This window comes from Stenotrophomonas sp. NA06056, assembly GCF_013364355.1.
In the GTDB taxonomy this organism is placed as follows: Bacteria; Pseudomonadota; Gammaproteobacteria; order Xanthomonadales; family Xanthomonadaceae; genus Stenotrophomonas.
On the sequence record NZ_CP054931.1, the window covers coordinates 1,804,946 to 1,831,779 of the forward strand.

Annotated in this window: 22 protein-coding genes; 12 read left to right on the forward strand and 10 right to left on the reverse strand. The window is 65.9% G+C overall.

Going from position 1 to position 26,834, the window contains the following annotated elements:
- Positions 1-101 precede the first annotated feature (101 nt).
- Positions 102-1,022 (forward strand): M14 family metallocarboxypeptidase, encoded by a 921-nt coding sequence (locus HUT07_RS08010; RefSeq protein WP_176020484.1) that lies wholly within the window; start codon positions 102-104, stop codon positions 1,020-1,022.
- Positions 1,023-1,148: 126 nt separating this feature from the next.
- Here the strand turns inward: HUT07_RS08010 and HUT07_RS08015 are convergent, their stop codons facing one another.
- Complete coding sequence (locus tag HUT07_RS08015; RefSeq protein WP_176020485.1) at positions 1,149-2,000, reverse strand: LysR family transcriptional regulator; 852 nt, start codon at positions 1,998-2,000, stop codon at positions 1,149-1,151.
- A 157-nt stretch (positions 2,001-2,157) separates the two neighbouring features.
- Between HUT07_RS08015 and HUT07_RS08020 the strand changes: the two genes are divergently transcribed.
- Positions 2,158-2,511, forward strand: a complete 354-nt coding sequence (locus tag HUT07_RS08020) for an SMR family transporter (RefSeq protein ID WP_176020486.1) — start codon at positions 2,158-2,160, stop codon at positions 2,509-2,511.
- On the forward strand, positions 2,511-2,834 hold the full coding sequence (locus HUT07_RS08025; protein WP_176020487.1) for an SMR family transporter: 324 nt from the start codon (positions 2,511-2,513) through the stop codon (positions 2,832-2,834). The genes HUT07_RS08020 and HUT07_RS08025 overlap by 1 nt, the downstream gene beginning before the upstream one ends.
- Before the next feature lie 103 nt (positions 2,835-2,937).
- Here the strand turns inward: HUT07_RS08025 and HUT07_RS08030 are convergent, their stop codons facing one another.
- From HUT07_RS08030 to HUT07_RS08040, 3 genes are all read right to left on the reverse strand, one after another.
- Positions 2,938-5,898, reverse strand: a complete 2,961-nt coding sequence (locus HUT07_RS08030) for a TonB-dependent receptor (RefSeq protein WP_176020488.1) — start codon at positions 5,896-5,898, stop codon at positions 2,938-2,940.
- Positions 5,899-5,964: 66 nt separating this feature from the next.
- Positions 5,965-6,912: a FecR domain-containing protein gene (locus tag HUT07_RS08035; protein WP_176020489.1), complete on the reverse strand. Its 948-nt coding sequence runs from the start codon at positions 6,910-6,912 to the stop codon at positions 5,965-5,967.
- Positions 6,909-7,427 (reverse strand): sigma-70 family RNA polymerase sigma factor, encoded by a 519-nt coding sequence (locus HUT07_RS08040; protein ID WP_176020490.1) that lies wholly within the window; start codon positions 7,425-7,427, stop codon positions 6,909-6,911. Before HUT07_RS08040 ends, HUT07_RS08035 begins: the two co-directional genes overlap by 4 nt.
- A gap of 136 nt (positions 7,428-7,563) precedes the next feature.
- On the opposite strand from HUT07_RS08040, the gene HUT07_RS08045 reads away from it, so the two are divergent.
- Both HUT07_RS08045 and betT read left to right on the forward strand, forming a co-directional pair.
- Positions 7,564-7,944 carry a VOC family protein gene (locus tag HUT07_RS08045; protein WP_176020491.1) on the forward strand — a complete coding sequence of 127 codons (381 nt, stop codon included), beginning with the start codon at positions 7,564-7,566 and terminating at the stop codon, positions 7,942-7,944.
- A gap of 152 nt (positions 7,945-8,096) precedes the next feature.
- Positions 8,097-10,076: a choline BCCT transporter BetT gene (betT, locus tag HUT07_RS08050; protein ID WP_176020492.1), complete on the forward strand. Its 1,980-nt coding sequence runs from the start codon at positions 8,097-8,099 to the stop codon at positions 10,074-10,076.
- 104 nt (positions 10,077-10,180) lie between these two features.
- On the opposite strand, the gene HUT07_RS08055 is transcribed toward betT, so the two are convergent.
- Both HUT07_RS08055 and HUT07_RS08060 read right to left on the reverse strand, forming a co-directional pair.
- Positions 10,181-12,802 carry a TonB-dependent receptor gene (locus HUT07_RS08055; protein WP_176020493.1) on the reverse strand — a complete coding sequence of 874 codons (2,622 nt, stop codon included), beginning with the start codon at positions 12,800-12,802 and terminating at the stop codon, positions 10,181-10,183.
- 280 nt (positions 12,803-13,082) lie between these two features.
- Positions 13,083-14,060 (reverse strand): zinc-binding dehydrogenase, encoded by a 978-nt coding sequence (locus HUT07_RS08060; protein ID WP_176020494.1) that lies wholly within the window; start codon positions 14,058-14,060, stop codon positions 13,083-13,085.
- A 481-nt stretch (positions 14,061-14,541) separates the two neighbouring features.
- Here HUT07_RS08060 and HUT07_RS08065 point away from each other — a divergent pair, with 481 nt between their 5' ends.
- The 4 genes from HUT07_RS08065 to HUT07_RS08080 all read left to right on the forward strand — a co-directional run bounded on the left by HUT07_RS08065 (position 14,542) and on the right by HUT07_RS08080 (position 18,798).
- A complete protein-coding gene (locus HUT07_RS08065) occupies positions 14,542-16,869 on the forward strand; it encodes a ribonucleoside-diphosphate reductase subunit alpha (RefSeq protein WP_254898927.1) in 2,328 nt (775 codons plus the stop codon).
- A 97-nt stretch (positions 16,870-16,966) separates the two neighbouring features.
- Positions 16,967-18,007: a ribonucleotide-diphosphate reductase subunit beta gene (locus HUT07_RS08070; protein WP_025878567.1), complete on the forward strand. Its 1,041-nt coding sequence runs from the start codon at positions 16,967-16,969 to the stop codon at positions 18,005-18,007.
- Positions 18,008-18,032: 25 nt separating this feature from the next.
- The gene (locus tag HUT07_RS08075) at positions 18,033-18,500 is read left to right on the forward strand and encodes a flavodoxin (RefSeq protein ID WP_254898928.1); all 468 of its coding nucleotides are present in this window, start codon (positions 18,033-18,035) and stop codon (positions 18,498-18,500) included.
- Positions 18,472-18,798, forward strand: coding sequence for a thioredoxin family protein (locus HUT07_RS08080; protein ID WP_176020497.1), 327 nt, complete (start codon positions 18,472-18,474; stop codon positions 18,796-18,798). Before HUT07_RS08075 ends, HUT07_RS08080 begins: the two co-directional genes overlap by 29 nt.
- 173 nt (positions 18,799-18,971) lie before the next feature.
- Here HUT07_RS08080 and HUT07_RS08085 read toward each other — a convergent pair whose 3' ends face one another.
- Positions 18,972-20,303 (reverse strand): Nramp family divalent metal transporter, encoded by a 1,332-nt coding sequence (locus HUT07_RS08085; protein ID WP_176020498.1) that lies wholly within the window; start codon positions 20,301-20,303, stop codon positions 18,972-18,974.
- A gap of 116 nt (positions 20,304-20,419) precedes the next feature.
- Here HUT07_RS08085 and mntR point away from each other — a divergent pair, with 116 nt between their 5' ends.
- Positions 20,420-20,890, forward strand: coding sequence for a manganese-binding transcriptional regulator MntR (gene mntR / locus HUT07_RS08090; RefSeq protein ID WP_176020499.1), 471 nt, complete (start codon positions 20,420-20,422; stop codon positions 20,888-20,890).
- Positions 20,891-20,958: 68 nt separating this feature from the next.
- Here mntR and HUT07_RS08095 read toward each other — a convergent pair whose 3' ends face one another.
- The 3 genes from HUT07_RS08095 to fabR all read right to left on the reverse strand — a co-directional run bounded on the left by HUT07_RS08095 (position 20,959) and on the right by fabR (position 24,509).
- The gene (locus HUT07_RS08095; protein ID WP_176020500.1) at positions 20,959-21,507 is read right to left on the reverse strand and encodes a thioredoxin-like domain-containing protein; all 549 of its coding nucleotides are present in this window, start codon (positions 21,505-21,507) and stop codon (positions 20,959-20,961) included.
- Entirely contained in the window at positions 21,497-23,656 is a 2,160-nt protein-coding gene (locus tag HUT07_RS08100) for a TonB-dependent receptor (RefSeq protein ID WP_176020501.1), read from the reverse strand. The genes HUT07_RS08095 and HUT07_RS08100 overlap by 11 nt, the downstream gene beginning before the upstream one ends.
- Positions 23,657-23,852: 196 nt before the next feature.
- Positions 23,853-24,509, reverse strand: coding sequence for an HTH-type transcriptional repressor FabR (fabR, locus tag HUT07_RS08105; RefSeq protein ID WP_033831321.1), 657 nt, complete (start codon positions 24,507-24,509; stop codon positions 23,853-23,855).
- Positions 24,510-24,562: 53 nt separating this feature from the next.
- Here fabR and HUT07_RS08110 point away from each other — a divergent pair, with 53 nt between their 5' ends.
- Both HUT07_RS08110 and HUT07_RS08115 read left to right on the forward strand, forming a co-directional pair.
- Complete coding sequence (locus HUT07_RS08110; RefSeq protein ID WP_176020502.1) at positions 24,563-25,672, forward strand: ferredoxin reductase; 1,110 nt, start codon at positions 24,563-24,565, stop codon at positions 25,670-25,672.
- A 13-nt stretch (positions 25,673-25,685) separates the two neighbouring features.
- The gene (locus HUT07_RS08115; RefSeq protein ID WP_100552731.1) at positions 25,686-26,834 is read left to right on the forward strand and encodes an acyl-CoA desaturase; all 1,149 of its coding nucleotides are present in this window, start codon (positions 25,686-25,688) and stop codon (positions 26,832-26,834) included.

Here is a 26,834-nt window from a genome sequence, read left to right on the forward strand (position 1 = left end):
AATTATTGCTGATTCCATTCGCCATTGGAATCGGCGCGCGGTTCAGCGCGTTGGCCCGGTGGTAAAGTGGTTGATTGCTCCCTGACCCGCTGAGATCTGCCATGTCCACTGCTGCTTTCTACCCCGTCGGAACCCCTGGCCAGCCGTGGGGCGTGGCGGAACGGGAGCAGTGGCGTGCGCGCCAGCAGCGCCTGCGCCGCTATGACGAGGAGGTGCTGCCGCGCATCGATGCGCTGGCCGAGCGCTTCGACAAGGTGGCCTACGGCCAGCTCGACTATGCAGGCGAGACCTACACCCTGTTCGCCCTGCGCAGCCGCGACTGGAATCCGGCTTTGCCGGCCGCGCTGGTAACCGGCGGTGTGCATGGCTACGAGACCAGTGGCGTGCTGGGCGCGCTGGAGTTCCTCGAAAAGCATGCCGCCCGCTATGCCGGCAAGGCCAACGTTCTGGTCGCGCCGTGCGTGAATCCGTGGGGCTTCGAGCGCATCAACCGTTGGAACTTCGATGCGATCGACCCGAACCGCAATTTCCGCGCCGAAGGTCCGGCACGAGAATCGACCGCCGTCATCGAACTGATCGCGCCGTACAAGGGCCAGTTCGTGCTGCATATCGACCTGCACGAAACCACCGACAGCGACGAGAGCGAGTTCCGTCCCGCACTGGCCGCGCGCGATGGCAAGCCGTTTGAACCGGGCCTTATTCCCGATGGCTTCTACCTGGTGGACGACAGCGAGAATCCGCAGCCGGCGTTCCAGCAGGCCGTGGTCGCCGAAGTGGAGAAGGTGACCCATATCGCACCGGCCGACGACAAGGGCGAGATCATCGGTTCGCCGGTGGTTGCGCATGGCGTGATCGAGTACGCGCTGGTGCCGCTGGGCCTGTGCGCCGGCATCACTGGAGCGAAGTACACCACCACCACCGAGGTCTACCCGGACAGCCCGCGGGCGACGCCGCAGCAGTGCAACGACGCGCAGGTGGCGGCGGTGTGTTCGGCGCTGGATTACGCGCTGGCCAACCCGTGATCTGCTGACGTCCTGTGCATCCACGCATGGCGTGGATCTACTTCAGCGTGCAGTAGATCCACGCCATGCGTGGATTTCAGAGGGCAGTAGATCCACGCCATGCGTGGATGGGGTGCCGCTGAAACTTCACCCCAACGCTTCGGCCCACCACAACGCCGCCGGCCCCGGCGGCGTATCGCGGCGCCATACCAGGTCACTGTGGATGCGGCGCGGCCAGCCGGGCACGCGCAGTTCCTGCAGGCGGCCACGGTCATAGCGCTGCACCAGCGCACGCGGCAGCTCGGCCCAGCCGATGCCGTCCTCGGCCATCTCCATCACCATCAGATAATCCGACGCGGTCCATGCCGGCCCGCTGATCGGCGGTGCGTGGTCGACCTGCGCGCTCAGCCGCACCTGACGGTGCCGGGCCAGTTGTGCCGCTGCGCGCACGCCAGCCTGCGCCAGCGGATGATCGTTGGCCACATACACCGCCAGTTCGCTGTGATGGGCCAGGGGCTGGGCCACCAGCGCATCGGGGTACTGCGCCTGCCGCGGCAGCAGTCCCAGCCCGGCGCGCCCGACATCCACCAGTTCCAGCACGTCCCGCCCTTCGGCATCCAGCCATTCCAGCTCGATCTCGGGAAACGCCTCGGCAAACCGCTGCAGCACGCGTTGCGCCGGATCCAACTGGTACACATCGGAGAACACCACGGTCAGGCGTGGCTCTACCGGCGCTGCGAGGCGTACGCTGAGCTGCTGCAGGCGCGCGTCGGCGGCGAGGATTTCCTGCGCGTGGCCCAACACCTGCCGCCCGGCGTCAGTCAACTGCGGGTAACGGCCGCCGCGGTCGAACAGGACCATGCCCAGGTCCGCCTCCAGATGGGCGATGGCGGTACTGACCGTGGACTGCGTCTTGCGCAGCCGGCGCGCGGCCGCCGAGAACGAGCCCAGCGCCGCGGCTTCCACGAAGGCCTGCAGGGATTCGGGAGAATAGGGCATTAATCCATCGCTCCTGTCGATGGATTCCATTTTGATACCACCGTAAAAGGCGATGATACTGGCCGCCGTCGCCCCTGTCTGCGGGGGTGTTCCGGATTGTCCACGCATGGCGTGGACCTACTGATGGGGGCTGTCCCCATCCCGCAAGGAGTTTCACATGTCCCGTACTGTTCCCGCCCGTGGCGCGCTGGTCGCCTGGGCCTGCCTGACCGTGGCCATCGTTGCCGAAGTGGTCGGCACCTCGTTCATGGCCCAGGCCGCCCGCGATGGCGGCTGGACCGGTTACCTGATCATGGCCGGCGCGCTGGCGTTGTCCTATTACTTCCTGGCGCTGTCGGTGCGCCGTATCGCCGTCGGCGTGGCCTATGCGGTGTGGGAAGGCCTCGGCCTGACCCTGTTGACCGTGGTCGGCCTCACCGTCTTCGGCGAGAGCCTGTCGCTGCAGCAGCTGGCCGGTCTGGTGCTGGCGGTGGTCGGCATCGTCTGTGTCACCCTCGGGGAGGCGCACTGATGAACATGATGGCCCTGTTTTTCGTGATCTGTTCCGCCTTGATCGACGTCGCCGCCAACATGATGGTGGCCAAGTCGGAGGGCTTCCGCCGCTGGCGCTGGGGTGTCGGCGCCATCGTGCTGGTCTGGATCGCCTTCGCCCTGCTGGGCCAGGCCGTGCGCTACATGGACCTGGCCACCGCCTATGCGATGTGGGGTGCGATTGGCGTGATCGGTACCGCCACCTGTGGGCGCCTGCTGTTCGGCAACCGCCTGCGCCCGGTCGGCTGGGTCGGCATCGGTCTGGTCACTGTTGCAGTGCTGCTGCTGAGTACTGCGAAGTAACGCGTTGCTGTGCCAACCAGGGTTTGCACCTGCCAGAGCGTGAGCCGCCGCAAGCAAGCGCCCCGGGGATGATTTCTCCGGGGCGCTGTCACATCCGCGGGGCTTAGAAACGTGCGGTGAAGCTCAGCCGGGTGGTTCGGCCCGGGCCGGGCATCAGGCTCATCGCCAGCGTGTCCATGTAGTAGGTGTTGCGCAGGTTGTTGACCACTAGCTCCACCTCGGCCTTCGGGGTGAACTGCCAGCGCGCATAGAAGTCGTAGATCGCAGTTGGCAGGTAGATGTTCTGCAGGCCGGTCGAACCGGTGGTGTTCCAGGGCTTGTCCAGCTCATGGGTGGGGCCGCTGTTGTAGGTGCGGCGGATGCCGGTATCCAGTCGCTTGTCGAACAGGCGGAATCCGAGCGTGCTGTGGATCGAGTACTTCGGCGGGTTCTGCGCATTGACGAAGGACGTACCGAAGCCGCCGTCCACGCAGTCCTGCGTGGTGTCCAGCTTGCTCCACTTCGCATACGGGTCGTCGCGCAGGCGCTTGGCGGTGGCCGCATCGCAGGTGCGTGCGCGCTGGTAGTAGCTGGCTGACAGGTCCAGGTACACAATGCCGGCGTCATAGCCGGACTGCAGCTCGTAACCGGAGATCGTGTAGTTGTCGACGTTGTCGACATAGAAGGCCCAGTTGCTGGAATCGAAGCGGCGGGTGATTGCGTTGTCGATATCGTTCTTGAACCAGGCCACCTTGAACGCCAGGCGGTCACCGTCGCGCCACAGGTCCTGCTTGAGCAGGCTGAAGCCGATGTCCCAGGAGCGGTTCTTCTCCGGCTTCAGGTCGGCCACCGGTGCCGAGGTGCTGTTGCCCAGTGTCGATTCGAACAGGCTGGGCATCTTCCAGCCCTGTGCGTACTTCACGTAGAAGAACATGTCCTGGTCGAGGTTGAAGCGGGCCTCGGCATACGGCGCGAAGCCATGGCCGGAACGGCGGATCGCCGGCTTGTAGCCCCACGCGGTGGGAATCTGCTTGGTATAGAAGCCGTTGGCGCCGCGCGGGTCGGGAATGAAGCCATCGAAGTCGTAGCTCTGGCCCAGCGTGCTGTCGCCGTACGGCGTGGCCCGCAGCGAGTCGTAGGTGTAGTTGCCCTGTGCGTCCGGATACCACTCCTTGTACCAGCCCGGCAGCAGCTGGCCGCCCTTGCTAAGGCGTGCGAAGGTGTAGCGCAGGTCGCGTGATTCACTGACGAAGGCGACGCGGTTGCGGTCGCGGGTGCGGTAGTCGATGAAACGACCGCCGGCGGTCAGTGACAGCCAGTCCCACGGCTGCCATTGCAGCGACGCGACAGCGCTGGCCTCGCGCCGCGTGCCCGAGCGCAGGTAGCGGTTGTTGTTGTAGTCCACCGGCAGCACCGGCGAGTTCGGCGCCGTGTCCTCGTGCTGGAAGGCGGCACCATAGCGCAGGGTCCAGTCACCCAGGCCGTTGCTGAAGCGGGTGGTATTGCTGCTGTCCACGCCCCAGCGCCGGGTCTTCACGTCCGACTGCAGGCCAGGCCCGTAGGTCTCGCCCAGCGTGTCCGGCATCTGGTCGTTGGGCACGTCCTTGAACAGCGGCGTGTTGGCGATGTTGCTGTTGAACATGCGGCTGGTGGCGGTGGTGAACCACAGCGTGCTGCTCAGGTCCAGCCACGGGTGCGCCTCAGGCCGGTAGCGGTGGCGCAGCGAGGTGGCATTGAGCCGCATCTGCCCGGGCTCGAACTGGAACATGGTGTTGGCCTTGTCCACATAGGTCACCCATTCGTTGGACTCGCCGACACGGCCAATCGCCGACGGCATGATCTCGCCGAAGCTTGAGTTGAAGTAACGGTGGCTCAGCTCAAGCCGCTGGTCGGGGTTGGGTGTCCAAGTGAACTTCAGCAGCGCCGATTCGTTGTCGGTATGCGTGTTCAGTACCTCATCGCCCGGGTGGTACATGTCCGAGACCGCCTGGCTGGACATGCCGGTGCCGCCGCTGGACAGATGCTGGTCGTCGTAGCGGTCTGCGCCGTTGCGGCCTGCGAAGTAGTTGCCCTGGCGTCGCCGTGCGTAGGCCGCCACGAACTGCCAGTCCTCGCCGCGCTGGGCGAAGGCCACGCTGCCATTCCAGTCACGTGGATCGCGCAGGCTGTTGCGGTTGTCGTTGCCGCGCGCCACCTGCTTGAACGAGCGGGTGCGGTCGATGCTGTTGTCGGCCACGCCACCGCGCACGCGCAGGCCCCAGCTCTGGCCATCGTCGAGGATGTCATCGACGTTCAGCGTTTCCATGTAGACCACGCCGCCGATCGCGCTGGCGGCGTTGGCGGCCAGGCTCGGTCCCTTTTCGATGCTGACTGAACTGATCAGGTCAGGGTCGAGGTAGCTGCGCTGCTGCAGGCCAGCATAGCCACGATAGACATCGATGGCCTGCTGACCACCGTCGATGATCACCGGCACCCGGTTCTGGCCCTGCAGGCCGCGGATGTTCACGTCCAGTGCGCCGCCGTTGCGCACATCGCCGGTGTGCACGCCGACCGCGCCGGCCAGCACATCGCCGATGGACTGCCCGCGGAAGCGCTCCAGCTGCTGGTGGTCCAGATGCACGCGCGAGCCGCTGTCACGGTAGACCGCGTCGGCATCGGCCAAGCCCCACGGTGAAGCGCCTTCGCTGGCCTCACCGCCAACACGCAGGGTGCCAATCTGGCGAACGCCGTCATTGTCGCGCGCAGGTGCGGGGTGCAGCACGACACCCTCGGCATCGCGCTGGAAGGTGAGCCCGGTGTCGGCCAGCAGCTGCGACAGTGCCGCGTCCACCGACTCCGGGCGCTGCACGCCCGGGCTGCGCAGGCCACGGGTCAGGCGCGCATCGACGGCCACGTTGAGTCCAGAGTGCTGGCCGAAGGCAGTCAGGGCCTGGTCGAGCGGACCGGCAGCGATGTGCCACTGGTCGGCCGTCGCGGCGGCGTTCTGTGCGTGTGCACTGACGGGCAGGAGGGCTGGCCCGATGATGGCCAGGCAAAGTGCGAGTGCCAGCGGGCGAGGGCAGGGGAGGGGGTGGGGGGACGTCATGGGGCGGTGTTCCGCAAGGGGTTCTTCTGTACTGCCCGGTGAGCGACAGAAAAGGGAACCGTGCGATCAGGCGGGGCGCAGCACGGTCCACCAGGGCCACGGTTGTTCAATGCGGATCGGCAGGGCGCGCGCCAGCAACGGCAGTGCCTGCAGGCTGTCCAGCCGTGGCAGCACCGCCGTCACCTTCAATGCTGCCACGCGTGGATCACAGCCCAGATAGCCGCGATGGTGGCGTGCCAGTTCATCGATCACGCGGACCAAGGGTGTGTCGGTCACCTGCAGGCGGCCGTCGGTCCAATCACCGCGCAACGGATCCAAAGCCACCGGCTGCAGTGCACCCAATGCGCCAATGCGCGCCCCGGTACCCGCAACCACGTCCAGCGCAGCGCCCAGCAGGGGCAGGCAACGTACGGTGCCTTCGAATACATCCAGCCGACTGTCCTGTCCGCAGCGGCCGACCGCAAAGCGTGTACCGATCGGCTGCAGACGGGCGCCAGCAGTGTGTACGGTCAATGGCAGCTGGGCGTAAGCAGGCGCGTGCCCGGTCTGCAGCAGCAGTTCGCCCTGCAGCAGGTACAGCGCACGACGGCCTTCGGCGAAATCGACGACGACTTCGCTGTCGGCGTTGAGCCACAGCTGGCTGCCGTCGCGCAGGGTCCACGCGCCGGTATTTCCTGCCGTCGTGCGCAGCGGCAGTCGTTGTCGCTGCGAGTGCAGGCCCTGCAGGCCGAGCAGCGAGATGGCCCCCAGCCCCAGTACGCCACCGATGCCGCGCAGGGCGCGACGACGACGGCGACCCGCTGCATCCAGGGCCTGTGCGGCAGCATGCGGCGCCAGCGGAGCAAACGAGGTCCAGATGGATTCGACCCGCTGCCACGCCCGGGCGTGCTCGGCATGCTCGCGCAGCCATGCTTCCCAGCGGCACTGATCGTCGCCACTCCAGGTGCCCTGCTGGCGCATTGCGAACCATTCGGCGGCCTGTTCCAGCGCCGGCGAGGCGATGCCGTGGCTCATGCCGGGAGGTCGCCGCAAAGCTGCAGGCAATGCAGCATCGCCTGCGCCATGTACTTCTTGACCATCCGTTCGGAAACGCCCAGCTGCTGGCCGATCTGCGCATAGCCCATGCCGGAGAGGCGTGCCATCAGGAAAGCGCGCCGCGGGCGCTCGGGCAGGCCCTGCAGCATCTCTGCGATGGCATGCAGCAGCTGCAGCGCCTGGGTGCGTTCTTCGGCGGAGGGATGCACCGGCTCCGGTTGTGCCGCCAGCGCCGCCAGATAGGCCCGTTCCAGATCGGCGCGCTGCCAGTGGTTGACCAGCAGCGCGTGGGCGATGGTGGTCAGGTAGGCGCGCGGCAGGCGCAGCTCGGCAGGGTCCACCCGGCGGCTGAGCAGGCGTACGAAGGTGTCCTGGGTCAGGTCGGCTGCGCACTCGGCGTTGTGGGTGCGCCGCCGCAGCCAGCCCAGCAGCCAGCCGTGGTGTTCGCGGTAGAACCCCGCCAGCACGGAGCTGGAGGTGGCGGGCACGGCCATCAGCGTCGGTCGTCAATGAGAATGATTCCCATTATAGTCGCGTGAAGGCGCCCACCACAAACCTGCTGCGGCCGGTGCCGTTGCCGTCGTCGATGCAGTGGCCGACACTTGGGCTTTCCCGCAACGGAGTGCCCGCATGTTCAGTCACGTCACCGTCGGAACCAACGACATGGAGATCTCCCGTCGCTTCTACGATGCCTTGTTCACCGCCGTCGGCGGCCGCGCAGGTGTGTTCGATGACGAGGGCAAGCTGGTCTACATCAAGGATGGACGGATGTTCATGGTCATTCCGCCCATCGATGGCCAGGCGGCGTGCCATGCCAACGGCGGCACCATCGGATTTGCGCTGGCAGACCCGCAGGCGGTGCATGCCTGGCAGGAAGCAGGGGTCGCCCATGGCGGTACTGCAGTGGAAGATCCGGCTGGCGTGCGGCAGAAGGCAGGGCGCCAGTTGTACCTGGCCTACCTGCGTGATCCGGACGGCAACAAGCTGTGCGCCGTGCATGTGATGCAGTAAGGCCGGAGCCTCGCGCGCGCCGTGCAGGCGCGCGAATAACACGGGCGGATGCAGGATCGTGGCTGCGCGATGCCACGACTTCATGCTGTGTCCACTGCGATTCAGCCAGAATCCGCCGGCTTGTTCTTTGATCGATCCGGAGATGGCTGCCCATGGAAGCACTGGAGCCTCAACATCAGCCGGTGCGAACCCTGCGGCCTGTCTTCGCCTTCGCGGCGATCGTCGTCGTTGCCTTCGCACTGTTCGTCAGCCTGTTTCCGCTCGGCGCCGGTCGCCTGCTGGTCAAGGCGCAGGACTGGGCTGCGCTCAACGTCGGCTGGTATTACCTGCTGGCGATGACCCTGTACCTGGTGTTCGTGGTCGGCGTGGCGCTGTCCAAGTACGGCGGCATCAAGCTCGGTGCCGACCATGACGAACCGGAGTTCAGTTACCTCTCCTGGGCCGGCATGCTGTTCGCTGCAGGCATCAGCATCACCCTGTTCTTCTTCTGCGTTTCCGAGCCGCTGACGCATTATCTGCAGCCACCGCAGGGCGATCCTGCCGCGGGTGAGGCGGGCGCGCGCCAGGCCATGCAGCTGCTGTTCCTGCACTGGGGCCTGCATGGCTGGGGCGTGTTCGCGCTGGCGGCGATGGCGATGGCCTATTTCGCCTACCGGCACAATCTGCCATTGGCCTTGCGCTCGGCGCTGTATCCCCTGATCGGCAAGCGCATCAACGGCCCCATTGGTTACACCGTCGATGCCTTGGGCATCGTCGCCACCGTGTTCGGCATCGGTGCGGACATGGGCTTCGGCGTGCTGCACCTCAACGCCGGCTTGGCCCACCTGTTCAACATCCCGCATTCCAACCTGGTGCAGATCCTGCTGGTGGTGGCGATGATGGGCGCGGCCGTCGCGGTGGCCGTGTCCGGGGTGGAGAAGGGCGTGCGCTGGATGGCCAACATCAACATGCTGCTGGCGATCGCGCTGGTGCTGTTCATGCTGTGCGCCGGCCCCACCCAGTACCTGCTCAGCACGCTGATGCAGAACCTCGGCGACTACCTGGGCAGCGTGGTCGGCAAGAGTTTCGACGTGTATGCCTATGGTGGCCGTCCGGAATGGCTGGGCGGCTGGACGGTGTTCTACTGGGCCTGGTGGATCGGCTGGGCGCCGTTCGTCGGTCTGTTCATCGCGCGCATCTCGCGCGGCCGCACCATCCGCGAATTCGTGTTCGGCGTGCTGCTGATCCCGCTGGGTTTCACCCTGGCGTGGCTGTCGATCTTCGGCAACAGCGCGCTGGACCAGGTGCTGCACCATGGCCAGCAGCAGTTGGCACAGCTGGCGGTGGATGATCCACCGACGGTGCTGTATGCGTTGCTGGATGGCTACCCGTGGAGCAAGGCGGTGATCGGCGTGACCGTGCTGGTCAGCTTCATCTTCTTCGTGACGTCCGCCGATTCCGGGGCGGTGGTGCTGTCCACGCTGTCCTCGCATGGTGGTGCGCCGGAGGACGATGGCCCGCGCTGGCTGCGTGTGTTCTGGGGCACGGTGATCGCGGTGCTGACCGCCGGCCTGCTGCTGGCGGGCAGCGTCGATGCGCTGAAATCGGCGGTGGTGCTGGCCTCGTTGCCGTTCTCGGCGGTGCTGCTGTTGATGATGTGGGGCCTGACGCGCGCCTTCAGTGACGAGTCGCACCGCAAGCGCGCGCAGCAGTTCAGGCCATCGCCGCTGATCGGCGATGATCGCCACCACCAGGGCTGGCGCCAGCGCCTGACCCAGGCCATGCACTTCCCGGTACGCGACCAGGTGTACCGCTTCATGGATGACACGGTGAAGCCGGCGATGGAAGCGGTGGCCGAGCAGTTGCGTGAGCAGGGCTGGGACGTGCAGACGCGGTTCGAAGCGGGCGACATGGAACTGTCGGTCAACCACGGCGAGCAGCAGGACTTCCTGTACCGGGTGATCCTCAGTGGCTACCTGACCCCGTCCTTCGCCGCGCAGCAGCTGCGCAACCAGCGCTACTACCGCGCCGAAGTGCATCTGTACGAAGGCAGCCAGGACTACGATCTGGTCGGCTACAGCCGCAAGCAGATCATCAACGACATCATCAGCCAGTACGAGCGGCACCTGCAGTTCCTGCACCTGAGCCGTTGATGCGGTGGGTGCGGACCGTTGGTCCGCACACTCCTGTAGAGCCGAGCCCACGCTCGGCTCCGACGGAAGAGCAGCCGAGCGTGGGCTCGGCTCTACAGCGGTAGTCAGAACCGGTAACGTGCCCCCAGCGAAACGAACTGACCGCGCAGGTTGTACTGGCTGATGTCGAAGCCGCTGGAGCCGCCGGCTGGATCGAACGGCGGATCCTTGTCGGTCAGGTTCAGCACCGACAGCGACAGCGTGGTCTTCGCGATGCCCTCGTAGGCCACGTACAGGTCCAGCTGCTGGTAGGGCTTGACCTTGTCGCGCAGGCCCGGATTGCTGGTGGCCGTCGCCACGCGCTGGTCATAGCCGCTCACGTACTGCAGGCTCAGCGTGCTGCTCCAGTCACCCACTGCCCAGTTCAACGAGGTGGTGCCTCGGGTCCGTGGCAACGCGCCATGGCGATTGTTGCCGGCGCCGTCATACGGGGCCTGGCCGGCCACCAGCGGTTGCTTGAAGCTGAGCAGGTGCGTCCAGCTGCCGGCCACGGTGAAGTTGCCCCAGCCATCGGTGCGGAAGGTGCGGTTGGCTTCCAGGTCGATGCCCGAGGTGGTCAGCTCGCCCTGGTTGGCGTACTGGTTGGTGATGATCTGGATGCGACCCTGTGCATCGCGCTGCACGCGGCCGGGGAACAGGTCCGGGTTGTTGACGATGAACTGCGCGCTGTCCGGCTTGACCAGGTTGTCCTGTTCGATGCGGTACCAGTCCAGGCCGATGCTGGAATCGGCATCCGGCGACCACACTGCGCCGACATTGAGATTGCGCGAGCGTTCGGCCTTCAGGTCCGGATTGCCGGTGCGCAGGTTGGTCACGCCACGGTTGCCGCCGGGCTGCAGCGGATCGAACGGATCGACCACCGAGCCGTAGCTGATGGTCTGCCCCGGTGCGATCTCCGGCAGCGACGGTGCACGGAAGCCGCGCGAGAACGAACCGCGCAGCAGCAGGCTGTCCAGCGGCTGCCAGCGCAGCGCGAACTTCGGCGAGAACGCCTTGCCGAAGTCATCGTAGTGATCACCACGGCCGGCCACCTGCAGTTCCAGGGTGCGATGCAGCGGCACGCTGAACTCGGCATAGGCGGCGCTGACCTGGCGTTCGCCGTTGACCACATTGATGGCCGGGCGCAGTTCGGTGCCCGACAACACCTGCGCGCTGGTGCGCGCGTCCAGCGATTCCTTGCGGAACTCCGCGCCCCAGGCGAAACCGATCGCACCGGCCGGCAGTTCCCACAACGAGGTGGATGCCTTGATGTTGAGCGAGTGCAGCTTGTACCAGCCCGGACGCTTGGTCTGCAGGCGTAGATCGTCCAATGCGCCCGGTGTGCTGGCGGGATTCAGGAAGTTGTAGCTGCCATCGCGCAGGACCTGCTGGAAAGCGTAGCGGTCCACGAAGTTGTCCACGTACTCGCGCTGCGCGCTCTGCGAGGTCAGCGCGGCCACTTCCCAGTCCCAGCGCTCGCCGGTACCGCGCACGCCGGCCAAGGCGCGGTAGAACACCTGGGTGTTGTCCTTCAGGCGCGGGCCGAGATCGAAGAAGGTGTATTCGAACGGCAGCGGCGCGTTGCCCGGATTGTTCGGGTGGCCGACCGGCAGCACGGCGGCGATATCGGTCAACGTGCCGGTGGCGGGATTGTAGGCACGCAGGCCGGGACCGACCGTCAGCGGTGCGCTGAAGATCTGGTCGGCCTTGTTGTGGCTGTACAGCACATCAGCGAAGGCTTCGACGCTGTCATTGAAGCGGTAGGTCGCGCTCAACGACGCCTGCAGGCGCTCGGCGCCGGGCTGCAGGGTCTTGAACGGCTGCGCGTTGAAGGCGCAGGCCTGGCCGGGCAGGGTGCTGCCGAAGTCACTGTAGGGACGCAGCTCGCTGCCATCGGGGCAGGGCGAGAACGGTTGCGGCGCGCGCGGGTTGGTCAGCCAGTTGCCACCGGCCGTGGACCAGCCGGCCAGGCGGCCACCGGGCTTGTCGCGGAAATCGCCGTCGCGGGTGTACGCGCGCTGGTCGGCGTCGAGGCGGTCGCGCTTGAGCAGATCCAGCCCGAACAGCACGTTCCAGCCCTGCTGTTCAAGATCACCGAAACCGGCCAGCAGGTTGGCCTTGCGCTCGTTCAGGCCGCCCTGGGTAGCGGTGCCGAAGCCACCGCCGACCTCCACGCCCTGGAAATCACGGCGCAGGATGATGTTGATGACGCCGGCAATGGCGTCAGAGCCGTACACCGCGGAGGCGCCATCCTTCAGCACTTCGATGCGCTCGACCGCGCTGATCGGCAGCGCGTTGAGATCGACGAAGGTGTCCTGGGTGTTGAGCGCGAAGCCGAAGTTGGCCACGCGGTAGCCGTTGACCAGCACCAGCGTGTTTTTCGGCGACAGGCCGCGCAGGCCGATCGAGGCCGAGCCTGCAGCGAAGCTGCCGGTGTACTGCTCGTCGAAACTGTTGCCGGCGTTGGCCGACAGGTTGCGCAGCACGTCGGTGAGGGTGGAGCGGCCGGTCTGCAGGATCTGCTCGCGGGTGACGATCTGCACCGGGTTGGGGCCGGCGGTGTCGCTGCGCTTGATGTTCGAGCCGGTCACCAGCACGGTGCCGAGGGTGGTGCTGTCCTTGCCGGTGTCGGCGGTTTCAGCGGCGCCGGCAGTGCCGGCGACGAGGGCCAGCGCGACCGCGCTGGAAAGCAGGGTGGTGCGATACATGGAAGCGACTGCGCCAAACGGGGGAGGAGCCGTCAGTACCGCACGCGGGCCAGTGCGCCTTCCAATGACGAAAGCGCATTCAGTTATACATCACAGGTTCTTAACGAAAGTCAGCGCCCTTGGTGGATTCGCCTGTGCTCCGGTAGGTGCGGACCGATCTTTGGTGGGTGTGGACCGTTGGTCCGCACGCCCCTGTAGAGCCGAGCCTACGCTCGGCTCTACACACTGGCCGGAAAGCAGCCGAGCATGGCTCGGCTCTACAGAACGCAATGTCAGACGATCACGGCCGCAGCAGCACCTTGCCATTGCGGCCCGAGCCCGCACCGGCCGTTGCGGCCTGGGCGATGTCGTCCAGGGCGAAGATCCGCTCCACCGGCAAGGTCAGTTCGCCGCCGGCCGCACGCGTCAGCAGCTCGCCAACAAGCCGGCGCTTGTCCTCCACCGCCATCGCCTGGCTGACCTTGCTGCCCCAGAAGCCCTTCACCGTGGCTTCCTTGTAGATCAGGCCACCGGCGGGTATGCGCATCGGCTCGCCGCTCATCACGCCGAACGAGACCAGGGTGCCGTGGTGGCCGAGCAGATCGACCAGGTCGCCGCTGGCTTCGCCACCGATGGAATCGACTGCGGCCGCGGCCTGTGCTTCGCCGGTGGCTTCGCGCACGCGGTCCTTCCAGCCGTCCACCGACGTATCGAACACGTGATCGATGCCCAGCGCCTGCAGCTGAGCCACCGCTTCTGCGTTGCGCACCAGGTTGGCCACGTGCACACCGCGTCCCTTTGCCAGCATCGCCAGCGACTTGCCGACGGCCCCGTTGGCGGTGTTCTGCACGATCCATTGGCCCTGCTCGACGCGCAGGAACTCCAGCAGCATCAGCGCGCTCAACGGCATGGCGATCAGCTGTGCGGCCATCTCGTCGGGGATCGACTCCGGCATCGGGATCGCCATCCGCGCCGGCGCGATGAACGCTTCGGCCCAGGTGCCGTGCACCGAGGCGGCGGCAACACGCTGGCCGATCTGCAGGCCATCAACACCCTCGCCGAGTGCATCGACCACGCCCAGCGCTTCGCTGCCACCAGTCGCCGGCAGCGTCGGCTTGTAGCCGTACAGGCCACGCACGGTCAGCAGGTCGTGGTTGTGGATCGAAGCCAGCACGGTGCGGATGCGCACCTCGCCGGGGCCGGGTTCGGGCAGTGCGGCGTTGGCAACGGCGAGGACGTCGGCCGGGTTGCCGAAGGAGGAGTACTGGGCAGCGCGCATGGGCGGTGTTCCGGAAAAGTTGATGTGGTACCGAACTGGGGACGCATGTGGCACCAACAAGGTGATGGAGGTGCAACACGGCATCCTGCGACCGATGGTCGCGACATGACGTGATTACTGCATCTTGTGTTGACGGACAGGGGTATCCCCACTATGTTGTGGCCGTCACTCCCGGTCAGCCGCCGCCGCCGGACATGCAGCAAACGTCCCGCGGCCCGCCCCTGAAGGCTTGCCGTGTCGACGCGGCCGCCACCGTGCGGACGCAGGTCGCCCCCACGGCCCGGATACCGGCCGCAGGCGCAGGCAGATGCCGACGACCTACGTTCCCGTGCCTTGGCAATCCACCCGTTCGCCCCGTGCGCCGGTATCGCGTGCAGGGCCGCCATGGCATCGATCGCCAACGCGCGTGCGAGCCTGGAGTTTCACCACCATGACCGACAGTACCTTCCGCGTGGCCGATCTGGCCGGCGCCGGCGACGCCATGGGCGCCAGCGGCGAGCGCGTGCCGACCTGGATCACCAAGGAAGCCGGCAATCGTCGCCTGCCGTACGATGCGGCACGCCTGCTGCGAAGTATCGACACCATCCACGCCGAGCTGCCGCAGCTGGATGTGGCCGACTACCGCCGCGTGGTGCTGGCGATGGTCGAGCGCAAGCCCAGCATCAGTGCCGATGACCTTGTGGATCTGCTGATCCGCGAAGCGGAATCGCGCGTCGATCTTGTCGCGCCGGAGTGGGAACAGTTCGCCGCACGCCTGTACCTGCGCCGGCTGTACAAGCGCGCCAGCCGCAACCGCTTCTACGACGTCAGCCTGAAGTACGGCTCGTTCGTTGGCCTGCAGGAAAGCCTGGCCGACCGCGGCGTCTACAGCAACGACATCCTGCGCTGCTATTCGAAGGAAGAGCTGCAGCAGGCCGGAGAGATGATCGACCCCGAGCGCGACCGGCTGTTCGCCTACAACGGCCTGTATCTGCTGGCCACGCGCTATCTCGCCACCGACCGCAGCCGCGAGGTGTATGAGCTGCCGCAGGAGCGCTGGTTGACCATCGCGCTGTACCTGATGCAGAACGAGGGCGGGCCGGGTGAGAGCGGCCGCGTACGCCGCATGCAGCTGGTGGGCGAGGCGTACTGGGCACTGTCCAACCTGTACATGACGGTGGCCACGCCGACCCTGGCCAACGCCGGCAAGGTCGGCGGGCAGCTGTCGAGCTGCTTCATCGACACGGTCGATGACAGCCTGCAGGGCATCTATGACTCCAACACCGATATCGCCCGTGTGTCCAAGCATGGTGGTGGTGTGGGTGCGTACCTGGGGTACGTGCGCAGCAGTGGCGCGCCGATCCGCGGCGTGCCCAACTCGTCCGGCGGCGTCGTGCCGTGGATCAAGCAGCTCAACAACACCGCGGTGTCGGTCGATCAGCTCGGCCAGCGCAAGGGTGCGGTGGCGGTGTACCTGGACATCTGGCATCGCGACATCGAAGCCTTCATGGATCTGCGCCTGAACAACGGCGACCAGCGCCTGCGTGCGCACGATGTGTTCACCGCCATCTGCGTGCCTGATCTGTTCATGGAGGCGGTCGAGCGCCGCGCCGACTGGTACCTGTTCGATCCGCACGAGGTGAAGCAGGCCAAGGGCTGGTACCTGCAGGACTTCTACGACGAGAAGCGCGGGGAGGGCAGCTTCCGCGACCGCTACGCCGAACTGGTCGCCGACGAGCGCATCAGTCGTCGCACGGTGAAGGCGATCGACCTGTTCAAGCGGATCATGCTCAGCCAGCTGGAAACCGGTAACCCGTTCCTGTTCTACCGCGACGAAGTGAACCGCAAGAACCCGAACAAGCACGTGGGCATGGTCTATTCCAGCAATCTGTGCACCGAGATCCTGCAGAACATGAGCCCGACGCGGATGATCCAGGAGATCGTCAGCGGCGACCAGATCGTTACCACCCGCCGTGCCGGTGACTTCGTGGTCTGCAACCTCTCGTCGATCAACCTCGGCCGTGCCATCACCGCCCCCGAGGATCTGCTGGCCAAGGACGTGCTGGAGCGGTTGATTCCGATCCAGGTGCGCATGCTCGACAACGTGATCGACCTCAATGCGCTGCCGGTGCCGCAGGCCACCATCACCAACCGCAAGTACCGCGCCATCGGCCTGGGCACGTTCGGCTGGCACCACCTGCTGGCACAGCAGGCGATCCACTGGGAATCGCCCGAGGCCGAGGAACTGTCCGATCGACTGTTCGAGCGCATCAACTTCCTGACCATCCAGGCCAGCGCGCAATTGGCCAGGGAGAAGGGCAGCTACCCGATGTTCGTTGGCAGCGACTGGCACAACGGCAACTACTTCCGTGACCGCGATTACAGCGGCGCGGCCTGGGACAGTCTTGCGCGCGAGGTGGCGAGCAACGGCCTGCGCAACGGCTGGCTGCTGGCAGTGGCACCGAACATGAGCACCGCACAGATTGCCGGTTCCACCGCGTCGATCGATCCGATCTACAGCGCGTTCTACTACGAGGAAAAGAAGGACTTCCGGCGGCCAGTGGCCGCGCCCGGGCTGTCGCTGGAAACCTGGCCGTACTACGAGAAGGGTGCCTACAAGGTCGACCAGTTCGCCAGCGTGCGGCAGAACGCGCGCCGCCAGCGCCATGTCGACCAGTCGATCAGCTTCAACCTCTACGTGCCGAGCACGATCCGCGCCAGTACGTTGCTGGAGCTGCACCTGAGTGCCTGGCGGGAAGGGCTGAAAACCACCTACTACGTGCGCTCCAACGACATCGACATCAGCGAATGCGAGTGGTGCTCGAGCTGACCACAGGTAGTGCCGGCCGCTGGCCGGCAACACATGACAGATGGTAGTGCCGGCCGCTGGCCGGCAACACGCTGAAAAAGAACGAAGGCAGAAGACCATGGCAACCCCGCTCGACCGCATCAAGATCCTCGAACCGCGCCACCCCAACCGCAGCACCGGCATCATCAACGGGCGCACCAGTGGCATCCTGAACTGGAACGACATTCCCTACCCGTCGTTCTATCGGGCCTACAAGGAACTGTCGACCAACTTCTGGATCCCCGACGAGGTGGACATGAAGGTGGATGCACGCCAGTACGGCGAGCTGAATGCGCGCGAGAAGAACGCCTACGATTCCATCATCGGCCTGCTGGCCACGCTGGATTCGCCGCAGACGCGTTTCATCTACAACGTCGCTGAGTACATCACCGACCCGGCCGCACACGCCAACGCGGCGATCATCGGCCAGCAGGAAGTGATCCACAACGAAAGCTACAGCTACGTGCTGGCCTCGATCACCGACCTGCCGAACCAGAACCGCATCTTCGAGATCGCCCGTACCCACCCGACCATCATCAAGCGCAACGCGCCGATCATGGGCGCCTACGACGATTTCATGCGCGAGAAAACCGCCGAAACCCTGTTGAAGTCGCTGATCCAGTCGTCAATCCTGGAAGGCATCAACTTCTATTCCGGGTTCGCGTACTTCTACAACATGGTGCGGCAGAACCGCATGAACGGCACCGGCAAGATCATCAGCTTCATCAACCGTGACGAACTGGCCCACACCAAGTTCATCAGCGAGCTGATCCGCGCCATCATCGGCGAGAACCCGGAGCTGCAGACCAACGAGCTGACCGCCTATGTGCACCAGTCGTTCGAGCATGCCATCGAACTGGAAACCCAATGGTCGGCGGAGGTGCTGGATGGCATCGACGGCATCGATGTGGATGAGATGGTGCGCTACGTGAAGTACCGCGCCAACAAGATGGCCGGCATGCTCGGCATCGAGCGCCTGTACAGCGACACCACCGACAACGTGATGCCGTGGATCAAGGCCTACGCCGACAACTTCACCGAGACCAAGACCGACTTCTTCGAGATGCGCAATGCAAGCTACAAGAAGACCAACGTCGACAACGGCTTCGACGACCTCTGAGCGCGGCCCGGCGCTGCGCATCCTGATCGTGGTGGCGTCGCTGAGTGGCAACACCCGCGAGCTCGGCCGCCATATCGCCGAGCGATGCCGGGCCGCAGGCCACGCCGTGCACTGGCAGGACGTCGACGACCTGCGCCAGTGCCCGCCGCTGCCGGTGGACGAGGCCGACCTGGTGCTGCTGGGTTGCTGGACCGACAACGCCGGGCGCACGCCGTCGGAGATGAAGGCCTGGGTGGCAGGTATCGCCGAACGCGGCCAGCGGCCGCGCCAGGTGGCGGTGTTCGGGACCGGCGAAACGCAGTGGGGGCAGGAGTACTACTGCGGCGCCGTGCACCGGCTGATCCGCTATTTCCACAGCGGCTACCCGCCGCTGGAGATCGAACAGATGCCCCATGGCCAGCGGCATGCCGCGGCCATCAACCGCTGGACCGACGCGGTCCTGGATCATTACTGGAGTACCATCGATGCAGATCATCGACGCCGCCACGCCTGAGCAGTTCCAGCAGTTGCTGGCCGAACACCCGCGCGCGCTGGTGGACTTCCACAAGGATCAGTGTCCCGGTTGCCGGATGCTGGACATGTCGCTGCAGCGGGTAGCCAGCGGCACGGCGGGGCAGGGCACGACCCTGCTGCGGGTGCAGCTGGAAGTGGTGGGCGAGGCGTTCTTCCGCGAGCTGGGGCTGCGGCAGACGCCCACGCTGTCGCTGTTCCGTGACGGCGACGAATGCATGCGCATGCCGGGCTTCCAGTCGCCGCAGCAGATCGAAGCGGCGATCGCAGAGTTCCTGTAGCGCCGGTCATGCCACATCCACGCATGGCGTGGATCTACTGCAGGTCGCCATTGCCGCATCCACGCATGGCGTGGATCTACTGCAGGTCGCCATTGCCACATCCACGCATGGCGTGGATCTACTGGGGTCAGAGCACCTGCCTGCGGCAAGGAATCCGACCCCGGCATTTGGCATCAACCGCCGGCGAAGGTATCCACCAACAGCTTCACGTTCAGCACCACGATCACCAGCGCGATCACCCAGGCGATGCTGCCCAGCCAGCGCGGCGCCACCAGCGCACCCATCGTCATCTTGTCGGTCACGATCCGTACCAGCGGTATGATCGCGAACGGCAGCTGCATCGACAGCACCACCTGGCTCAGTACCAGCAGCTTCACCGCGCCCTGGTCGCCGAACAGCATGATCACCACCACCACCGGGATGATGGCCAGCGCGCGGGTGATCAAGCGCCGCAGCCACGGCGGCAGTCGCAGGCGCAGGAACCCTTCCATCACGATCTGTCCGGCCAGGGTCGCCGTCACGGTGGAGTTCAGGCCAGATGCCAGGAGTGCCACGGCGAACAAGGTTGAGGCCAGGCCCACGCCCAGCATCGGTGCCAGCAGCTGGTGTGCCTGCTCGATGTCTTCCACATCGAAGCGGCCGTTGGCATGGAATACCGCCGCCGCCAGGATCAGGATGCTGGCGTTGATGAACAGTGCCAGGGTCAAGGCAACGGTGCTGTCGGTGACGGCCCAGCGCAGCGCACTGCGACGGCCTTCGTCGGTGCGTGGATAGGCACGGGTCTGCACGATGGAAGAATGCAGGTACAGGTTGTGCGGCATCACCGTGGCACCGATGATGCCGATGGCGATGTACAGCGCATGCGGATCAGTGACCACCTGCGCGCGCGGAATGAAACCGCCCAGCACCTGCATCACCGGTGGCGCGGCCAGCGCGATCTGCACCATGAAGCAGCCGAAGATCACCAGCAGCAGCGCGATCACGAAGGCTTCCAGCGCGCGGAAACCGCGGTTCATCAGCAGCAGGACAAGCAGTGTATCCAGTGCGGTGATCACCGCGCCCCATAGCAGTGGCAGGTCGAACAACAGTTTCAGGGCGATGGCCGTGCCGATCACTTCGGCCAGGTCGCAGGCGATGATCGCCGCTTCGCACAGCGCCCACAGCGCCAGGTTCACCGGCTTGGGGTAGCGTGCACGGCAGGCCTGCGCCAGGTCCATGCCGGTGGCGATGCCCAGCCGCGCCGACAACGCCTGCAGGATCACCGCCATCAGGTTGGAGATCAGGATGACCGACAGCAGCAGATAGCCGAAGCGCGAGCCGCCGGCCAGATCGGTGGCCCAGTTGCCCGGATCCATGTACCCGACCGACACCATGTAGCCCGGGCCCAGGAAGGCCAGCAGGCGGAACCACCAATGGCCTTTGTCGGGTACGACTATCGAGGCGTTGAGCGCACCCAGGCTGGCCGGAGTGGAGGCGGCAGAATCGGTGGGTGCGACGGTGTTCATGGCTGCCAATATAGCCACTGCTATATCGCATAGCAATGTGAAACAATCGTCTTTACTGCGTCACTGGTCCAGAATTCAGGTTCGCACCCGATGACAACTGCAGGACAGGCACACGCGTGGGCAAGACGGACGAGTCGACATCGCTGAAAAGCACCCCCTTGATCGAGGCCGAGCGCCAGGTCGAGAGCTTCCGGCAAGTGCGCGAAGCACACCGGATGGAACTGGTGGAGGACTATGTCGAGCTGATCTCCGACCTGCTGGCCGACGGCGGCGAGGCCCGCCAGGTCGACATCGCCACCCGCCTGGGCGTGGCCCAGCCGACCGTGGCGAAGATGCTTCGGCGCTTGGCCCGTGATGGCTGGGTAGTGCAGCGCCCGTACCGAGGCGTGTTCCTGACCCCGGAGGGCGAGGCGTTGGCCCACGCCAGCCGCCAGCGCCACCAGACCGTGGAGCGCTTCCTGCTGGCGCTGGGCGTGGACCCGGATACCGCGCGGCGTGATGCTGAAGGTATCGAGCACCATGTCAGTGAACAGACTTTGGCGCTGTTCGAGGAATTCGTGCGCAAGGCCGAGGGCGGGGCGCCGTAGCGGTAGCGCCGGGCCATGCCCGGCGGGCGCATTGCTGCGGCACTCATTTTGCCGGGCATGGCCCGGCGCTACCGGGGTTGAATGCCGTCATCGGGGCAGCGCGCCTGTTCCTGCGCACACGCCCGTTTCGTCCATTCCTTCAATACCGGCTGCAGGCCTCCGTAGCGCCGCCCCTGCCAGCCATTGGCCAGCACAGTGCCCTGCGCATCAATCAGCACCAGGTTGGGCGGGGCCGGGCCCGCCAATGCCTGCAGTGCCGGCATGCGCTTCGCGCGACGCGGGTCCAGCACCGGCCACGGCATCTCCTGCAGCTGCATGTAGCGCCGCAACGCCGCCTCGCTTTCATCCAGGCTGACATACACCACCTCGGTATCGGCGCCGGCCTCGCGCAGCGCGTCGCGCACGCCGCGCAGGGTCGGCACGAAGGCATGGCAGGGTGCGCACCAGTCGGCACCGAAATACAGCGCGATCAGTTTCGGTGGTGGCGACCAGTGCATCGGCCGCAGGGCACGTGGCTCGGGCCGCATCAGCGACGCCGCGACCTGCGCGTGCAGGTCGGCCGCCGCAGCAGGCCATGCCAGTGCCAGCAGCAGTGCGGGCAGCCAGCTAGAACGCATAGCGCAGGTTCACGTACCACGAGCGGGCGAAACGTGGACCATACACGTAGTCGCTGTCTCGCAGCGCGCCCACTTCCAGATCTTTCTGGCGCTGATCGAACACGTTCTTGACGCCCGCGGCCACCGATACTTCCTGCTGTGCCTGCGCGCCGAGGTGGCGGTGCCAGCGCGCACCAAGGTCGGTGACCAGGAACGAACGTGTGCGGTGCAACTCGCCCAGCCGGTTATTCAGCACCGACATCGGTCCGGTATGGCGCAGCGCGACAAAGGTTTCCCACGGCTCGGCGGGCATCCAGCTGAGCTGGGCCAGGCCGGTCCATCGCGGCGTCTTCAGGTAGTCGCGGCTGTCGATCACCTTGTCGCCGCCGTCGCCGGTGTCATCGAAGATGCGTTGCGCCTCGCGGAACTGCGAGCGGTACCACGACGCACCGGTCGTCAGCCGCCATTGCGGAGAGGGCTGCCAGCCGACGTTGGTTTCCATGCCCAGCACGTTCGAGCCGGACGCGTTGTAGCGCAGCTGTGTCAGCTGGCCATCATCGCCGCGCTGGATCTCGCCCAGCGCGAAGGTGTCACGGATGCGTGCGTAGGACGCGGTGGCATCCCAGCTCCACACCGGATTGGCCGGATCCGAACGCCAGTCGAAGCCGAAGAGGGTGGTCAACGCGCGCTCTTCCTTCAGGCCATCGGTGTTGTGCACGCGCACCTGTTCGCCGCCGAGGGTATCGACGTGCACATCCTCGACGAAGATTTCCGGTGCACGGAACCCGGTGGCGATGCCCGCACGCCATTTCAGCCGAGGCGTCGCCTGCCAGGCGAGGGCGACACGTGGTGAGAACACCGCGCTGTCCAGTTCCGAGCTCTTGTCCACGCGCGCACCCAGCACCAGGTCGACGTCATCGCGTACGCTCCATTCGTCCTGCACGAACGCACCGACGTTGTGGAAGGTCGCATCCTCAAGCACGGCCAGGCGCTGGCCCGCGCCATCGCGATTGTCGTCACGCAGGCCCTCGTGCTTGTACTGCACGCCGAACGCAAGCGTGTGTGCACCCAAGCGCCAGTTCAACTGGCTGTCGACGTAGTGCAGCGGGTTGTGGGTGCGCCCGTACTGGCGCCACGAGCGTGACGCCGCGCTGCCGGGTACGTTCGGGTCCAGCTGTGAAGGATCGTAGCCGGGTGCCGATGGATCGGTGACCACGTCACCAAGGCCACCGTAGAAGCTGTCGCGGTCGATGTCGGCGAAGGCATAGGCCAGCCGGAAGTCGACGTTGCTGCTCACTTCCTGGTCCCATGACAGACTGCCGCGACGGTAGTGGGTGTCCAGAGATTCGGCGATGTTGGCCAGGTGTTCGGGCTGGTCGAGGCGATTGCCACCGCGACGGCTCTCATCGGTCACCTGCAGGTCCAGCCGCAGGCGCGTGCCCGGATTCGGCGCATACCAGGCCTGCAGGCCACCCACCTTGAGGTTCTTGCGGGTGATCTCGGTATAGCCGTCGCCGTTGTAGTCGATGCCGCTGTTCCAGTTGCGCTGGGCGATCACCGACAGTCCAGCATCGGCTTCGCTGGCGACCATGTCCAGGCGCACGTCGGCGTTCTTCTGCGGTGTGCCCTTCAGCACATCCACGCCGGCCTGCACATGGCCACCGCTGCGTGCGGGCAGCGGCGGAATCAGATTGATGACACCGGCCACCGCACCCGGCCCGTACAGCGACGAACCACCGCCCTTGACCACTTCGATGCGATCGACGAACCCGGCCGGAATCTGTTCCAGTCCGTACACGCTGCCAAGCGTGGACAGCAGTGGAATGCCATCGAACAGCAACTGGTTGTAGGCACCGGGAAGTCCCAGCAGCTGCACTTCACTGGTGTTGCAGTTCTGGCAGTTGCTTTCCACCCGCAGGCCATTGATCAGCTCCACCGCGCGGGAGAAATCGGTGGCCGCGCGCAGGGCGATGTCTTCCTTGCGCAGCACTTCGGTGCGGATCGGCACGTCCGACAGCAGGCGTTCGCTGCGCGTGGCGGTGCTGACCTTCACCTGCACCCGGTCCAGCTCGGTGGGTGAGGGCGGTGCAGCGACTGCGGCCAGTGGCAGCGCGGCGGCGATACCGGCAGCCAGCGGCAGTTGGCGGAGAAAGGGGGCAGCAATGCGCATGAGGGCGTCGTCCTTGGGGAGGGAGGGCGGCGAGGGCGACCTGGCTGGCGCACATGAAAGCAGAAGGTCATCAATATAGCAATTGCTATATTGTCGCTTCAGCTTGCGGCGGGACCATGGTCTTTACTCGAATTCGAGTGTTATAACATTACACAATGCGCACGGAAGCGTGCCGGTGGTCATGCACCGGAAGGGGTCAGCCGCGACGGAAGGCGGCGGGAGTGCGCGCGCCGACGATGATCATGCGGATCATCGTGGAGATCTGTTCGACCAGTTCCGGGTCGTTCTCCGGAGGCTGGTCCATGGCCGAAGCGCCCATTGCAAACACCAGCCGGGTGATCGCCATCGACACCAGTTCCGGCTTGTACAGCACCGCGCCATCCAGTGCGGCCAGGCGCACCAGGTCGTGCTGCAGCTCTTCTTCGAAGTAGTGCAGTTCGCGTTCGACCGCGTGCTTGAAATCATCCGAGCCGACCGCGCCTTCGCGCAACAGCACGTGCAGCAGCTTGTCGTCGGCGCGCAGCTGTTCCATGAAGGTTTCCACCGACACGCGCACCACGCTGGTGGCGCTGGACGTAGCGCGCTGGCGGGCTTCGCCGATGATGGTGCGCAGTGAGCGCCCAGCCACGTCGATCAGGGCGACGGCCAGTTCGTCCATGTCGCGGAACTGTCGATAGAAGCTGTTGGGTGCGATGCCGGCCTCGCGCGCGACTTCGCGCAGGCTGAGGGTGGACAGGCTGCGATGCGGGCCGATCAGTTTCAACGCGGCGGCCAACAGATCCTCACGGCTCACCGTACGGCGGGCCGGGCTGTTGGCATCTTCAGGCGGAGACAGAACGGTGGCGGCGGCCATGGCACTTCCGGTGGGGCAAGGCTGAATCATACCCAATCCGGTGCAATATACACATGTATACACAGCTGTGTGTGCGGCCGTATAGTGCGCCCATGAGCGCTGTCGTCCGACCTTCCCTGCTTTCTCCGTACCGCTGGCTGTCGCCGTCGCTGTTCGACTTCTGGGCGGGCCAGCTGAATCCGTTGTGGACCCTGCGAGAGCCGATGGCCCGCCTGGTACGTCGCGAGCCGGCCGGCGAGGGCGCCGCGACCCTGGTCCTGCGCTGCAACCGGCACTGGGCCGGGATGCGCGCCGGCCAGCACGTCACCCTCGGCGTTGAGCTTGAGGGGCGTGTATTGCGCCGCAGCTACAGCCCGACCCGCCTGGGCCGCCGCGAGCTGGCCATTACCGTCAAGGCGGTGGAAGGCGGCAAGGTCAGCCAGCATCTGGTCGCACATGCCAAGCCGGGCGACCTGTTCCGGCTGGACGCGGCCTTCGGTGATTTCCACGTGCCTGCCGCAGCGCCGGTATTGCTGCTGGCAGCCGGCAGCGGCATCACGCCCATGCGCAGCCTGCTGCGCGACGCCTGCCAGCGCCCGCTGGCTGCCCCGGTCGACCTGTTCTACTGGGAGCGCAGCACCGCGGCGTTCCAGTTCCGCGATGAACTGCTGGCCCTGGCTGCGGCGCATCCGAACCTGCGCGTGCATTTGCTGACCACCCGCGAAGGCGAGGTGCCGGCCGCGCGTATCGACAGCCACACGTTGACCGTGGCCGGTGACGACACCCCGTTGGCGCAGCGCCATGTACTGGCCTGTGGCCCGGACGGCTTCGTTGCCGCTGCGCGCGCGCGGTTGGCCCAGCAGGTGGCCGGTTTCCAGGCGGAAGCCTTTACCCCACCGGTAGCACTCAGTGATGCCGACAGCCTGGGTGAGGTCGCATTGACCCTGGCCCGCAGTGGCCGGCGGCTGATCGTGCCGCGTGGCCGCTCGCTGCTGGAAAGCCTGGAGGCGCAGGGCATCGCGCCCAAGCACGGCTGCCGCATGGGCATCTGCAACAGCTGCACCTGTGAACGCGTCAGTGGCACCACCCGCCACCTGCGCACCGGCGACACCCAGTCCGAAACGGCCGTGCCGGTGCGGATCTGCGTGAGCGCGCCGACCACCGACCTGACCCTGGATGTCTGAGGACCCCGCCGCCATGACCCGCGCTACCGACCGTGCCCTGAGCCCTGCCGAGATGCAGACGTTTGGTGAGGAACTCGATGCGATCCGCGACCGTGTGATCGGCAGCCTCGGCGCGTCCGATACCCGCTACATCCGCCGTGTCGCCGCGGCTGTGCGCTGGTCCGGCGTGCTCGGCCGCAGCCTGCTGTTCCTGGGTGCGTTCTCGCCGTTGTTCTGGGCGCCGCTGCTGTGGCCGGCCTGCATCGCCGGCACCCTGCTGCTGGCGCTGGCCAAGATCCTGGAAAACATGGAGCTGGGCCACAACGTGATGCATGGCCAGTACGACTGGACCGGCGACCCCAAGCTCAACGGCAACACCTACGAATGGGACATCGTTGCCACCGCCGACAACTGGCGCAAGACCCATAATTTCCGCCACCACACCTACACCAACGTGCGTGGCATGGACGATGACATCGGCTATGGCCTGCTGCGCATCTTCCCGGAACAGCGCTGGAAGCCGTTCTACCTGCTGCAGCCGATCATCGCACCGATCTTCGCGCTGCTGTTCCAGTGGGGCGTGGCTGCGCAGGACTTGCGCCTGGGCCGCTGGTTCAAGGGGCGCATCAGCAGCCGCGCGATGTGGCTGCAGACCCGTCCGGTGGCACGCAAGATGATCCGCCAGGTGCTGAAGGACTATGTGTTCTTCCCGCTGCTGGCCGGTCCGTTCTTCCTGCCGGTGTTGCTGGGCAACATGGTGGCCAACGGCCTGCGCAACATCTGGACCTACGTGATCATCTTCTGTGGTCACTTCACCGCCGAATCGGAAACGTTCCCGAAGGAATGCCTGCGCAATGAATCGCGCGGCCACTGGTACCTGCGCCAGCTGCGCGGTTCGTCCAACATCAGCGGCGGTTTCGTGATCAACGTGCTGTCTGGCAACCTCAGCCACCAGATCGAGCACCACTTCTACCCGGACCTGCCGGCCAACCGCTATGCGGCGATCGCCAAGGAAGTGAAGGACATCTGCCGTCGTTACGGCCAGCACTACAACAACGGCTCGCTGCCGCGGCAGTTCACCCAGGTGGTCTGGCGCATCCTGCGCCACGCATTCCCGAGCAAGCCGCGCCGCCTGCCGATGCCGGACATCATGCCGGCACCGGCATCGGCCAACGCCGGCTGA

Bases quoted from the DNA above. Each gene is read 5' to 3' on its own strand.
- HUT07_RS08025 (WP_176020487.1), top strand. From the start codon at position 2,511: ATGAACATGATGGCCCTGTTTTTCGTGATCTGTTCCGCCTTGATCGAC.
- HUT07_RS08015 (WP_176020485.1), bottom strand. From the start codon at position 2,000: ATGCCCTATTCTCCCGAATCCCTGCAGGCCTTCGTGGAAGCCGCGGCG.
- HUT07_RS08080 (WP_176020497.1), top strand. From the start codon at position 18,472: ATGCAGATCATCGACGCCGCCACGCCTGAGCAGTTCCAGCAGTTGCTG.
- HUT07_RS08035 (WP_176020489.1), bottom strand. From the start codon at position 6,912: ATGAGCCACGGCATCGCCTCGCCGGCGCTGGAACAGGCCGCCGAATGG.
- HUT07_RS08070 (WP_025878567.1), top strand. From the start codon at position 16,967: ATGGCAACCCCGCTCGACCGCATCAAGATCCTCGAACCGCGCCACCCC.
- HUT07_RS08060 (WP_176020494.1), bottom strand. From the start codon at position 14,060: ATGCGCGCTGCCCAGTACTCCTCCTTCGGCAACCCGGCCGACGTCCTC.
- HUT07_RS08110 (WP_176020502.1), top strand. From the start codon at position 24,563: ATGTATACACAGCTGTGTGTGCGGCCGTATAGTGCGCCCATGAGCGCT.
- HUT07_RS08065 (WP_254898927.1), top strand. From the start codon at position 14,542: ATGGGCGCCAGCGGCGAGCGCGTGCCGACCTGGATCACCAAGGAAGCC.
- HUT07_RS08020 (WP_176020486.1), top strand. From the start codon at position 2,158: ATGTCCCGTACTGTTCCCGCCCGTGGCGCGCTGGTCGCCTGGGCCTGC.
- HUT07_RS08040 (WP_176020490.1), bottom strand. From the start codon at position 7,427: ATGGCCGTGCCCGCCACCTCCAGCTCCGTGCTGGCGGGGTTCTACCGC.
- HUT07_RS08085 (WP_176020498.1), bottom strand. From the start codon at position 20,303: ATGAACACCGTCGCACCCACCGATTCTGCCGCCTCCACTCCGGCCAGC.
- HUT07_RS08045 (WP_176020491.1), top strand. From the start codon at position 7,564: ATGTTCAGTCACGTCACCGTCGGAACCAACGACATGGAGATCTCCCGT.
- HUT07_RS08095 (WP_176020500.1), bottom strand. From the start codon at position 21,507: ATGCGTTCTAGCTGGCTGCCCGCACTGCTGCTGGCACTGGCATGGCCT.
- HUT07_RS08030 (WP_176020488.1), bottom strand. From the start codon at position 5,898: ATGACGTCCCCCCACCCCCTCCCCTGCCCTCGCCCGCTGGCACTCGCA.
- betT (WP_176020492.1), top strand. From the start codon at position 8,097: ATGGAAGCACTGGAGCCTCAACATCAGCCGGTGCGAACCCTGCGGCCT.
- HUT07_RS08010 (WP_176020484.1), top strand. From the start codon at position 102: ATGTCCACTGCTGCTTTCTACCCCGTCGGAACCCCTGGCCAGCCGTGG.
- HUT07_RS08055 (WP_176020493.1), bottom strand. From the start codon at position 12,802: ATGTATCGCACCACCCTGCTTTCCAGCGCGGTCGCGCTGGCCCTCGTC.
- HUT07_RS08100 (WP_176020501.1), bottom strand. From the start codon at position 23,656: ATGCGCATTGCTGCCCCCTTTCTCCGCCAACTGCCGCTGGCTGCCGGT.
- HUT07_RS08115 (WP_100552731.1), top strand. From the start codon at position 25,686: ATGACCCGCGCTACCGACCGTGCCCTGAGCCCTGCCGAGATGCAGACG.
- fabR (WP_033831321.1), bottom strand. From the start codon at position 24,509: ATGGCCGCCGCCACCGTTCTGTCTCCGCCTGAAGATGCCAACAGCCCG.